At 63.1% G+C, this 10,839-nt stretch carries 12 protein-coding genes and 1 pseudogene; 11 read left to right on the plus strand and 2 right to left on the minus strand.

All coding sequences use genetic code 11. The annotated features are described in order from the left end of the window. Positions 1 to 546, plus strand: a 546-nt coding sequence (locus AC3WWH_RS23200) for a TOBE-like domain-containing protein (protein ID WP_492377285.1), incomplete at its 5' end; no start/stop codon positions are given. A gap of 23 nt (positions 547 to 569) precedes the next feature. On the opposite strand, the gene AC3WWH_RS23205 is transcribed toward AC3WWH_RS23200, so the two are convergent. Continuing rightward, entirely contained in the window at positions 570 to 899 is a 330-nt protein-coding gene (locus AC3WWH_RS23205; protein ID WP_057248479.1) for a YciI family protein, read from the minus strand. 129 nt (positions 900 to 1,028) lie between these two features. On the opposite strand from AC3WWH_RS23205, the gene AC3WWH_RS23210 reads away from it, so the two are divergent. The 4 genes from AC3WWH_RS23210 to chrA all read left to right on the plus strand — a co-directional run bounded on the left by AC3WWH_RS23210 (position 1,029) and on the right by chrA (position 4,683). Beyond that, positions 1,029 to 1,295: a hypothetical protein gene (locus tag AC3WWH_RS23210; protein WP_057248480.1), complete on the plus strand. Its 267-nt coding sequence runs from the start codon at positions 1,029 to 1,031 to the stop codon at positions 1,293 to 1,295. A 196-nt stretch (positions 1,296 to 1,491) separates the two neighbouring features. After that, on the plus strand, positions 1,492 to 2,250 hold the full coding sequence (locus tag AC3WWH_RS23215; RefSeq protein WP_058324913.1) for an alpha/beta hydrolase: 759 nt from the start codon (positions 1,492 to 1,494) through the stop codon (positions 2,248 to 2,250). Between the two features lie 203 nt (positions 2,251 to 2,453). Further along, entirely contained in the window at positions 2,454 to 3,275 is an 822-nt protein-coding gene (locus tag AC3WWH_RS23220; protein ID WP_058324914.1) for a chromate resistance protein ChrB domain-containing protein, read from the plus strand. Position 3,276: 1 nt separating this feature from the next. Beyond that, positions 3,277 to 4,683, plus strand: a complete 1,407-nt coding sequence (gene chrA, locus AC3WWH_RS23225) for a chromate efflux transporter (protein WP_058324915.1) — start codon at positions 3,277 to 3,279, stop codon at positions 4,681 to 4,683. Between the two features lie 15 nt (positions 4,684 to 4,698). Here chrA and AC3WWH_RS23230 read toward each other — a convergent pair whose 3' ends face one another. Continuing rightward, a complete protein-coding gene (locus AC3WWH_RS23230; RefSeq protein WP_058324916.1) occupies positions 4,699 to 4,893 on the minus strand; it encodes a hypothetical protein in 195 nt (64 codons plus the stop codon). A gap of 241 nt (positions 4,894 to 5,134) precedes the next feature. Between AC3WWH_RS23230 and AC3WWH_RS23235 the strand changes: the two genes are divergently transcribed. The 6 genes and pseudogenes from AC3WWH_RS23235 (at position 5,135) to AC3WWH_RS23260 (ending at position 10,732) form a co-directional block, all read left to right on the plus strand. Next, positions 5,135 to 6,163 (plus strand): NAD(P)H-dependent flavin oxidoreductase, encoded by a 1,029-nt coding sequence (locus AC3WWH_RS23235; protein WP_058324917.1) that lies wholly within the window; start codon positions 5,135 to 5,137, stop codon positions 6,161 to 6,163. A gap of 123 nt (positions 6,164 to 6,286) precedes the next feature. Next, positions 6,287 to 7,219: a LysR family transcriptional regulator gene (locus tag AC3WWH_RS23240; protein WP_058325070.1), complete on the plus strand. Its 933-nt coding sequence runs from the start codon at positions 6,287 to 6,289 to the stop codon at positions 7,217 to 7,219. A 143-nt stretch (positions 7,220 to 7,362) separates the two neighbouring features. Further along, positions 7,363 to 8,060: pseudogene (locus AC3WWH_RS23245) on the plus strand (SDR family NAD(P)-dependent oxidoreductase). 120 nt (positions 8,061 to 8,180) lie between these two features. Then, positions 8,181 to 8,420: a tautomerase family protein gene (locus AC3WWH_RS23250; protein ID WP_058324919.1), complete on the plus strand. Its 240-nt coding sequence runs from the start codon at positions 8,181 to 8,183 to the stop codon at positions 8,418 to 8,420. 240 nt (positions 8,421 to 8,660) lie between these two features. Continuing rightward, positions 8,661 to 9,401: a response regulator gene (locus tag AC3WWH_RS23255; RefSeq protein WP_058324920.1), complete on the plus strand. Its 741-nt coding sequence runs from the start codon at positions 8,661 to 8,663 to the stop codon at positions 9,399 to 9,401. Continuing rightward, entirely contained in the window at positions 9,398 to 10,732 is a 1,335-nt protein-coding gene (locus tag AC3WWH_RS23260; RefSeq protein WP_058324921.1) for a sensor histidine kinase, read from the plus strand. The genes AC3WWH_RS23255 and AC3WWH_RS23260 overlap by 4 nt, the downstream gene beginning before the upstream one ends. Positions 10,733 to 10,839 lie beyond the last annotated feature (107 nt).

Below are 10,839 nucleotides of genomic sequence, written 5' to 3' on the forward strand. Positions count from 1 at the left end.
CACGACCAGGAGGAGGCGCTGGAACTGGCCGACCGCGTCGTCGTCATGAGCAAGGGCACGATCGAACAGGTCGGCACGCCTGACGAGATCTACGACCATCCGGTCTCGCCCTTCGTCTTCGGCTTCATCGGCCAGTCGAACGCGCTCGCCGTCACGCTCCAGAACGGCGAGATCTGGTTTGAGGACCGGCCGATCGGGCTCAGGGCTCCGGCCGAGCCGGACGGGCCGGCCAATCTGCACTTCCGCCCGCACGACATCGAGCTGATCGACGGCTGCGGCGGCTGTCTTGCCGGCCTCGTCACCGCCAGCCGCCGCGTTGCCGGCACCCGCCATCTCGAACTCGATCTTGGCCGCAACCATCCGCATGTCGAGATCGAGCTGTCGCCCGAACGCGCCGCCGCCGGCGACCACAGCCGCATCGCCTTCCGGCCGACAAAGTGGAAACTCTTCAGAGACAACACAGAGCAGGCTGTAGCCGCGGAGGCAAAAATCGAGAGCCGCGCCATCGAGATACAGGAACCAACATTGGTCGCCCAGGCCTCTTAGGCAGGGGCGACACATCGTCGGACTTAAGGAGTCTCGAGCGGCCAGACCTCGACCACCCCATGAGCCACCGCGCACGGGGTGCGTGACACCATATCGATCGCTTCGGCGAGGTCTGCGGCCTCGATCACCGCGAAGCCGGCCACAGGAAGCGAAGACGACATGAACGGACCGCTTCGCTTCTCGACATGCGCGGCGTTGGCGTTGCGCACCTGAACAGGCGCTCCGGCGATCCCCATCAAGGCTCCTCTTGCACGAAGTTCCGCATCATGCGCGTGCGCCGCATTACGGACGTCCGCCGCCGTGCGGTCGTAGCCTGCACGGTCTCCATATCCAATGGTCACGAATTTAGGCATCAGCAGTATCCTCCCGGTGACGGCACCTACTTCCGACGGGCTAATTGACAGTCGGGCCGACGGAGCCTTCCGTGAGGGAACGCGGCCGCACAGGAAAAAGTTCGTCCATGCCGCGACAGGGAGGATGCAATGCCGACCATCATCGCCCACCACAAGATCACGAAAAGCGCGGAACACTGGTTGAAATCACCGAAGCGCAAGGAGTTCTTCAGCACGCTCGGCGTGACCAGCATTCGAACCTTCGTCGATCCCCAGGACCAGACCCGGGTGGCCATTCTCATGGATGTCCCCGATCTGGACGCCCTGTCGAAAGCCATGCAGACCCAGGCCGCGGCCGATGCGATGGTCTTTGATGGCGTCGTGCCGGAATCAATCGTGATCCTGGTTGAATCATAGGGCACAGTCCGCCCGTATTCAGCCATTGAGGCCAGACGGAACGCACCGGGGAGCCGCCCTTCCCGCGGTGCTTCGCTGCGACCTGAGCCGACCCCATACATTGCGGTACAATTGCTGGTGGCGGCCGACGTATCCGGGATACCTCGCCGGACCAGATTGCGATCGTCACCTCAACGGCCCCGAAAGGAACGATCGCATGCGCCGCCGCATCATCCCTACTCTTGCCCTCGCCTTTGCAACGAGCGTGGTTGCTTTCGCCGCCCAGGCTGCGGACATCAAGAATATCGTCATCGTGCACGGCGCCTTCGCCGACGGTTCGGGCTGGCGACAGGCCAGCGATATCCTGGAGCGGCGCGGCTTCAACGTGACGGTCGTGCAGGAACCGCTGACCTCGCTTGCCGCCGACGTCGAGGCGACGAACCGTGTTCTGGACCTGCAGGATGGGCCGACCTTGCTCGTCGGGCACAGCTACGGCGGTATGGTGATCAGCGAAGCCGGACATCACCAGAAGGTCGAAGGATTGGTCTACGTCGCAGCGTTTCAGCCGGACAAGGGCGAGGATTTGGCAACGCTTGCCGGATCGAAGCCGCCGGCGACAATGAGCATCAAGGAAACCACCGACGGCAAGTATCTCTATCTCGATCCGACAGCGTTTGCTGCTGATTTCGCCGCCGACCTTCCCAAAGCGGAAGCGGCCTTTGCGGCGAAGTCGCAGGTCTTTGCCGCAAAAGAGGTTTTCACCGCCAAGTCCGGCGATCCGGCATGGCGGACGAAGAAAAGCTGGGCGGTCGTGGCGACCGAAGATCGCGCCATCAATCCGGACCTTGAACGAAGCATGGCAAAGCGCGCCGGCAGCCAGGTAAGCGAAATCAAGGCGAGCCACGCCGTCTTTGCCTCGCAAGCGGAGAAGGTTGCCGAGATCATAGAGACCGCAGCCAAGGACGCCGGCAAGTAGCCCGAACACGCCGAGCGTCTGCGTCCTGAGTGCGGCGCCCTTCCGCACTCAGGACAGCGGATCGGCGACGTTCTCCCATTCTTGATTGCCGGCTTGACAGTCCGCTCAAAGAGCGGAAAACTTCGCGCATGGGGGTGCGATCACCCCATGAGGCGCCAGCCGAAGCATCGCGTCCACTCAACCGCTCATCCGGAGGACGCGTCATGTCGTCATTTCTCGAAATATCCTCGGAAAAACTCTCTCGCCTCATCGGCACGCCGAACTGTCCCGCACTGATCGATGTCAGGATCGACGACGATTTCGACGCCGATCCCCGCCTCATCCCAGGTTCGTACAGGCGCGACTACCGCCAGGTTCAGGATTGGATCGACGACGTCGCCAAGGCATCGGCAATCATCATCTGCCAGCAGGGCAAGAAGCTCAGCCATGGCGTTGCCGCCTGGCTTCGCAATGCCGGCATTGCTGCCGACGTGCTCGAAGGCGGTTTCGAGGCTTGGGCGGATGGCGGCTATCCGGCCGTGCCCGCTTCCGCGATACCCGAACGGGACGCCGGCGGAAGGACCGTCTGGGTTACGCGGGCACGACCAAAGATCGACCGCATTGCCTGCCCCTGGCTGATCCGTCGTTTCGTCGATCCGAAGGCAGTCTTCTTGTACGTGGCGCCGTCAGAGGTCGAGATGGTCGGCGAGCGCTTCGGCGCTACGCCCTTCGATATCGATGCTCCGATCCGCTGGAGCCATCGCGATGAACTCTGCACCTTTGACGTGATGGTCGAGCAGTTCGGCCTTGCAACCGCTCCGCTTCTGCGGCTAGCCACCATCGTGCGCGGGGCCGACACCGCCCGTCCCGAGCTTGCACCCGAGGCGCCGGGCCTGCTTGCCGCCTCCCTCGGTCTCTCGCGCATGTATGCCGACGACCTGGAGCAACTGGATGCGGGGATGCTGCTCTACGACGCCTTCTATCGCTGGTGCCGGGATGCTACCAACGAGACGCACAACTGGCCCTCGCCCAAGAAGGACCTCTGAGATGACCGATATTGCTGACAAGGCCGCGCCCGAAGTGGCGCGGCAACGGCAAAGCCACGGCATCCCGTTTGGCGAAGCCGTCCGGGTTTGGGCACGCATTGCGGCCCTCAGCTTCGGTGGCCCTGCCGGACAGATCGCGGTGATGCATCGCATCCTTGTCGATGAGAAGCGCTGGATCGGCGAGCATCGCTTCCTGCATGCGCTGAACTACTGCATGCTGCTGCCCGGACCCGAGGCGCAGCAGCTCGCCGTCTACATCGGCTGGCTCCTGCACCGGACCGCCGGCGGCCTCGTTGCCGGACTTCTCTTTGTTCTGCCGGGTTTCCTGGCGATCCTCGGCCTCAGCTACATCTACGCCGCCTTCGGCAATGTCACCGTCGTCGAAGGCCTCTTCTTCGGCCTGAAGGCCGCCGTACTCGCGGTGGTCGTCCAGGCTGTCTTCCGCATTGGCGGCCGAGCACTCAAGAACCGAATGATGATCGGCATTGCGGCCGCCGCCTTCGTCGCCATTTTCTTCTTCCGCGTTCCCTTCCCGTTGATCATCCTGGCAGCCGGCGTGCTTGGCTATATCGGCGCTCGCTCCGGTTCGCCGCTCTTTCGTATTGGCGGTGGACACAAGGGCGGCACGGGCCCGGTTCTGAAGGACGAGGACTCCGCGCTCGGCGAGGAAATCCCCGTGCATGCGCGCCCCAACCTTGCATGGTCGCTGCGGATTTCCGGCGTGCTGCTTGCGCTGTGGCTCGTGCCCCTGGCGTTGCTCATCATCGTCCTCGGTCGGGACAGCGTCTTCAGCCAGATCGGCCTGTTCTTCAGCCAGATGGCGGTCGTCACCTTCGGCGGCGCCTATGCCGTGCTCGCCTACGTCGCCCAGGAAGCCGTCCAGCACTACGGCTGGCTGAAGCCCGGCGAAATGCTGGACGGCCTCGGCATGGCCGAGACGACGCCGGGGCCGCTGATCATGGTCGTCCAGTTCGTCGGCTTCATGGGCGCCTACCGCGACCCGGGCACGCTCCATCCAATGATGGCGGCGACCTTGGGGGCGATGCTGACCACCTGGGTGACCTTCGTCCCGTGTTTCCTCTGGATCTTTCTTGGGGCGCCCTTCATTGAGCGGCTGCGGAACAATATCGCGCTCACGGGCGCCATGTCGGCGATCACCGCCGCCGTTGTGGGAGTGATTCTCAACCTTGCCGTCTGGTTCGGGCTGCACACCTTGTTTGGGGAGCTCGTGAGCGGGCATTTCGGGCCGTTCGCGCTCGACATACCGGTGATAGGGTCGCTGGTACTGCCGTCGCTCCTGCTGACGCTTGCCGCCGGCGTGGCGATCTTCCGCTTCAACGCCTCGGTGATCACGACGCTGCTTGCCTGCGCGCTTGCAGGCATGGCCTGGACGCTGGCAACGAACTGATTGCGAAAGCCGCGCCTAGTCGTCGTAGACCGATTGCGGGAGGTGGAATCCCTCCGGCAATTGCGATCCATAGAAGCGTTCCTCCGGTGGGGGCGGCGGAGGTTCGCGATGCTTCACCGCGCAGGCGGCAAGCACGGCCTTGAGCTGCACTGGCCGATAGTGTTCGACAAGGCTTGGAGATGGGTCTTGCTTGTCCGTCGGTCGCGACATCGGGGTCCTCATGGGCAACTCTCGTCACGGAGCGACTGTGCCAGCCAATCGATCTCGCCGCAACTGCTCGGCGGCATGATCGCCCGTTCGACAGTGCGACCATTGTACAGTTGACCTCTGGCCGCTCCGGGTCTCCTATGGTGCGGCATAATCGGGCGATCAATGCGACCGCTCGTCAACCTTCACCTCAGCCCGCACGCCGCCGGCACGCAAGAACGCACCTTCATTGAGGAAATCGAATATGCAGGATCCCCTGGCGAGACTCGGCCTGAAGCACCCGTTGATCGTCGCGTCGATGGCCGGCGGCCCCTCGTCGCCGGAGCTCGTCATCGCGTCTTCGGCAGCCGGAGCGCTCGGGTCGATCGGCGCAGCCTATTCGAGCCCGGCGGCCATCACCGAGTTCGTCGACAAGGTTCGTGCAGGCACCGACCGTCCTTTTGCGATCAACCTCTTCATCCAGCACCCGCAGCCGCAGATCGACGCGGCGACGGTCGAGCGGGCGGTGGCAGCGACGGCGAAGTACCGTGCGGAACTTGATCTGCCGGCGCCGCAATTCGCCGCACCCTATGAAGAGGATTTCGATCAGCAGTTCGAGGCCGTGCTGAAGGCGAAGCCGACAGTCCTTAGTTTCGTCTTCGGAGTGCTGCCTGCCGAGTACATGCGGACCGCGCGCAAGTCGGGGATGCTGATCATCGGCACGGCGACGACACCGGAGGAAGCAGGGGCGCTCGAAGAAAGCGGCGTCGATGCGATCACCCTCCAGGGTTTTGAGGCGGGCGGCCATCGCGGCATATTCGATCCCGAGGCCGCGGACAGTGAAATCGGCCTTCGGGATCTGCTGACCCGAACCCTCCCGAAGGCGAAGGTGCCACTGATCGCGGCAGGCGGCATTATGACGGCCGTGGATATCCGGTCGGTCCTCGCCATGGGCGCCAGCGCGGTGCAGATGGGAACGGCGTTCCTCGCGACCGCCGAAGCAGGAACCTCGGCAGCCTATCGCGCCGCACTCCAGGGCACGGAACGCGCAACGCGGACAACGCGCGCCTTCTCCGGCCGGTTTGCCCGTGGCATCGAGAACCGCTTCATGAACGAGCTGGACGCCGCCGCCGCAATGCCCTTCCCGGCCCAGAACAAGTTCACGCGCGATATCAGAGGCGCGTCTGCAGCAAAGGGATCGGCGGACTTCCTCTCCCTTTGGGCGGGAACCGGCAAGGGAGAGCTTTGGCAGGGCTCAGCGGCCGATCTGATCGAGAAGCTGTTTGCCGATTGATCGCCCGCTGCTCGAATTGTGCCCCGACACCGCTGACGAGAGGATGGAGCGGGTCTCTTTACTTCTGTCCAGTTGCGGGTGAATGCTTGCCAATTGGCAATGATCATCGCGAAAGTCGGCAGAATGGATCGTATCGACGCAATGAAGGTCTTCGTAACCGCGGTCGATGAAGGCAGCCTCGCGGGCGCGGCCCGGCGGCTGAAGCGGTCGCCGACGGCGGTCAGCCGCGCCCTGAACCTGCTCGAAGCTCATGTCGGGGTCGAACTGCTCCATCGAACGACGCGATCGTTGAAGCTCAGCGAAGCCGGCCAGCGCTATGCGGCTGCCTGCCGGCGGGTGCTGATCGATCTCGAAGAGGCCGACATGCTCGCAGGTGGCGAACATGCGGCCCCTCGCGGCACGCTGACGATCTCCGCGCCACCGATCGTTGGCGAAGAGGTGCTGCGTCCGATCCTCGACGACTTCCTCAACCTCTACCCTTCGGTTTCGGCCCGGCTCCTCCTGCTCGATCGCTTCGTAAACCTTGTCGACGAGGGTGTCGATATCGCGCTCCGCATCGGCCATCTCGCCGACTCTTCGCTGATTTCGACACGAATCGGTGGCGATGTCCGGCGTGTCGTCGTCGGCTCGCCTCGTTATCTCGCCAACCACCCGCGGATTGACGAGCCGGCCGATCTCGCCAAACACCAGATCGTCGCCTTTACCAACTTCGGCCTCGATTCCTGGACATTCACGCCAGCCGAGGGCTCGTTGATCCCTCGCACGGTGCAGTTCAAACCGCGCTGCATCGTCAACAGTGTGCGTGCCGCGACCGACTCCGCCGCTGCGGGTACCGGCCTGACCCGGCTCTACTCCTATCATGTCGCGCGCTACGTCAGCGATGGGCGGTTGAAAATCGTGCTGGCTAATGCCGAGCATCCCCCGATGCCGGTTCATCTTCTTGCACCGCAGGGCCGCATGCCGGTTCCGAAGGTTCGCGCCTTTGCTGATTACGCGCTGCCACGTCTGCGGACCGAGTTCGCACGCATGGCAACGGAAGCTGGCACGCTCGGCTGATTATGCCGATATGCGGTTGATTGATCGCCAAATAGCGTCAATTCTCTCACACATCGGATAGGTCTAAATCTGATTGCACCAACGCCGAGGGCGGAGGACGGGCCACACCAAGCGCCCGTTGCAATCGAAGAAGGATCACATCCATGAGCAATGAGCAGAAGGTCGCCATCATCACCGGTGCATCGCAGGGCATCGGCGCCGCCTTGGTTCAGGCCTACCGCGATCGCAACTATCGCGTCATCGCCACGTCCCGCTCCATTCAGGAAAGTTCGGACGCTGGCATCGTCAGTGTCGCCGGCGATATCAGCAAGCCTGAGACCGCCGAGCGGGTCGTTCGCCAGAGCCTGGAACGGTTCGGCCGTATCGATACGCTCGTCAACAATGCCGGCGTCTTCACCGCCAAGCCGTTCACCGAGTTCACTCAGGAAGACTATGATCTGAACATGGCTTCTTCCACATTACCCAGCACGCGGCCCGCGAGATGCTGAAGCAGGGCTCCGGCCACATCGTCAGCATCACGACCAGCCTCGTGAACCAGCCGATTGCCGGCGTCCCGGCGGCCCTGGCGTCTATCACGAAGGGTGGTTTGAATTCCGTGACCCAGGCGCTCGCGATCGAATTTGCCAAGACCGGTGTTCGCGTCAATGCCGTCTCGCCGGGCATCATCAAGACCCCGATGCACGCGCCGGAAACGCACGCGGCGCTCTCGACGCTGCATCCCGTCGGCCGCATGGGCGAGATCCGCGATATCGTCGACGCCGTCCTTTACCTGGAGAATGCCGGTTTCGTGACGGGTGAGATCCTGCACGTCGATGGCGGACAGAACGCCGGGCGCTGGTAACGGCGCAGGTATGTCCGGGAGCGACCGTTACCCAAGCCGGGCCGCTCCTCCCCTCCCCATCCATCTCAGATGCGGCACCTGATGGTGCCGTCAACATCCAGGTCTGAAAAGGAGACGGCAATGCCGATCGTTACAGTTCAGGTGACCCGCGAAGGCACCACTCCAGACCGCCAGGCGGTCACGGCCGAGGAAAAGGCCGAAATCATCAAGGGCGTGAGCCAGGTCCTGCTCGACGTGCTCAACAAGCCGCTGGAATCGACCTACGTGGTCATCGAGGAAGTAGAGCTCGACAACTGGGGTTGGGGCGGCCTGCCGACCGCGCAATACCGCGCCCAGCGGGAAGCTCAGGCAAAAGCCTGACATCGCCGGTCAGACGTTCTTGCAACCCGCCGCTCGACAGCAAGCGGCGGGTTTCGTTTGCGAAATTGTGTCGAAATGTATCCGGAAGTGCTTGCATTACTTTCGCATGCAAGTCTGGATATCGCGAACACACCGAGGACATATCCTGGGCGCCAATGAAACTGAGCGGATGTTCCCCGGCCCTGGCCGGGTGATGCCGCAAGGATGCGAAGACCAAACCGGATTTGAGGAGTTTGCTCGATGGAGCATATCGACCATGTACTGATTGTCGATGACGACCGTGAGATTCGGGAACTCGTGTCTGGTTACCTCAAGAAGAACGGGCTGCGCGCAACGGCAGTCGCCGATGGGCGACAGATGCGCAGCTTCCTCGAGGGAGATACCGTCGATCTCATCGTACTCGATGTGATGATGCCGGGCGACGACGGGCTCGTGCTCAGCCGCGAACTGCGCGCCGGCAAACACAAGGCGATCCCGATCATCATGCTGACGGCCCGCAGCGACGAGATGGACCGGATCCTCGGCCTCGAGATGGGTGCCGACGACTATCTCTCCAAGCCGTTCTCCGCGCGCGAACTGCTCGCCCGTATCAAGGCGGTGCTCAGGCGCGCACGCATGCTGCCGCCGAACCTGCAGATCTCGGAGGCTGGACAGTTGCTGCGCTTCGGCCAGTGGAAACTCGACACGACCGCCCGGCACCTGATCGATGCTGACGGCACGGTGATTGCACTCAGCGGCGCCGAGTATCGGCTGCTGAAGGTGTTCATCGACCACCCTCAGCGGGTGCTCAATCGCGACCAGTTGCTCAATCTCACCCAGGGTCGTGAGGCCGAGCTCTTCGACCGATCGATCGATCTGCTCGTCAGCCGGGTTCGCCAGCGGCTCGGCGATGATGCCCGTGAACCGACCTACATCAAGACGGTGCGCAGCGAAGGCTATGTCTTCTCGGTCCCGATTGAGATCGTGGAGGCGCGCGAATGACGGCGAGCGCAGACCCAAAAGGATTTCGACTATGGCCGCGCACGCTCAGGGCGCGGCTCTTCGTTATCCTGCTGGCCGGTCTCACCATCGCGCATGTCATGTCGTTCACCGTTCTGTTCCTCGAGCGCTACATGGCCGCCAGATCGGTCATGTTCGATACGCTCGAAAACGAAATCGCAACGTCGATCGCCATACTCGATCGCCTGCCCGCGCCCGAGCGTGCCTCGTGGCTCGCTCGCCTCGACCGCGACAATTATGGCTTCCTTCTCGGCCCCGGCATTGCGGGCAATCCGTCGCTCGACCCGGCCGCCAGCGAGATCGCGACCAAGATCGAGCGGGCGACTGGCCTTCAATTTCCGGTCAAGGTCGAAACGATCCCGGGCGACCGCCGCCACCTTCAGGCGCATCTGACGCTGAGCGACGGCTCACCGCTGACGATCGACGTCTTTCCCAAGGGTGTCATGCCCCTGGCCGACTGGCTGCCCTTCGTGCTCGTAGCCCAGCTCGCGCTGCTGCTCCTGTGCAGTTGGTTCGCCATGCGTCAGGCGGTGCGCCCGCTCGTCAATCTTGCCGAGGCTGCCGATACGCTCGACCCGAACCGGAACACACCGCGTCTCAGCGAAACCGGGCCCACCGAGGTTGCCTATGCGGCGACCGCGTTCAATGCCATGCGTGACCGTATCGCCCAGTATCTCGAAGAGCGGGTCCAGATTCTCGCCGCCATTTCCCACGATCTGCAGACGCCGATCACACGCATGAAGCTGCGCGCCGAAATGGCGGATGATTTCGCGGACCGGGAGAAGCTGATCCAGGATCTCGGGCAGATCGAAAGCCTGGTCAAGGAAGGCGTCGCCTATGCACGCAGCGCCCATGGCAATGTCGAAAAAGCGACACGCATCGATCTTGCGTCCTTCGTCGAAAGCCTCGTTTATGACTATCAGGACACCGGCAGGGCGGTTACCGCCAGCGATGTCGATAGCGGCGCGATCGTCACCCGGCCCCAGGCGCTCAGACGCATCCTTACCAACCTGGTCGACAACGCACTCAAGTTTGGTGATAGCGCCGAGATCGAGGTCAGGCGGCTGGCGGACGACACGGTGACAATCAAGGTCCTCGACCGCGGGCCTGGCATTCCCGATGATCAGCTGGATGCCGTGCTCAAACCCTTCGTCCGGCTGGAGGACTCCCGCAACCGCGATACCGGCGGAACCGGCCTCGGCCTTGCCATCGCCCAACAGCTCGCGGCCTCCATCAATGCCTCACTGACGCTGACGAACCGCGACGGCGGTGGCTTGGTTGCAGAGCTTGCCATTCGTCATCATCGGGCATGAGGCATAGCAAAGCGCGGCACTTCACACGCCTCCAACTTTTCCACTTCGAAATAGCCAACCCTCCAATCAAAAAGCGGGGGGCTCCCCCGCCTCCCCTTCCTCTTTTT

It is taken from the genome of Ensifer sp. EB106-03-01-XG145 (genome assembly GCF_058792075.1).

Excerpts from the sequence above, each read along its gene's own strand:
- AC3WWH_RS23205 (WP_057248479.1), bottom strand. The coding sequence starts at position 899 with ATGCCTAAATTCGTGACCATTGGATATGGAGACCGTGCAGGCTACGAC.
- AC3WWH_RS23210 (WP_057248480.1), top strand. The coding sequence starts at position 1,029 with ATGCCGACCATCATCGCCCACCACAAGATCACGAAAAGCGCGGAACAC.
- AC3WWH_RS23215 (WP_058324913.1), top strand. The coding sequence starts at position 1,492 with ATGCGCCGCCGCATCATCCCTACTCTTGCCCTCGCCTTTGCAACGAGC.
- AC3WWH_RS23220 (WP_058324914.1), top strand. The coding sequence starts at position 2,454 with ATGTCGTCATTTCTCGAAATATCCTCGGAAAAACTCTCTCGCCTCATC.
- chrA (WP_058324915.1), top strand. The coding sequence starts at position 3,277 with ATGACCGATATTGCTGACAAGGCCGCGCCCGAAGTGGCGCGGCAACGG.
- AC3WWH_RS23230 (WP_058324916.1), bottom strand. The coding sequence starts at position 4,893 with ATGTCGCGACCGACGGACAAGCAAGACCCATCTCCAAGCCTTGTCGAA.
- AC3WWH_RS23235 (WP_058324917.1), top strand. The coding sequence starts at position 5,135 with ATGCAGGATCCCCTGGCGAGACTCGGCCTGAAGCACCCGTTGATCGTC.
- AC3WWH_RS23240 (WP_058325070.1), top strand. The coding sequence starts at position 6,287 with ATGGATCGTATCGACGCAATGAAGGTCTTCGTAACCGCGGTCGATGAA.
- AC3WWH_RS23250 (WP_058324919.1), top strand. The coding sequence starts at position 8,181 with ATGCCGATCGTTACAGTTCAGGTGACCCGCGAAGGCACCACTCCAGAC.
- AC3WWH_RS23255 (WP_058324920.1), top strand. The coding sequence starts at position 8,661 with ATGGAGCATATCGACCATGTACTGATTGTCGATGACGACCGTGAGATT.
- AC3WWH_RS23260 (WP_058324921.1), top strand. The coding sequence starts at position 9,398 with ATGACGGCGAGCGCAGACCCAAAAGGATTTCGACTATGGCCGCGCACG.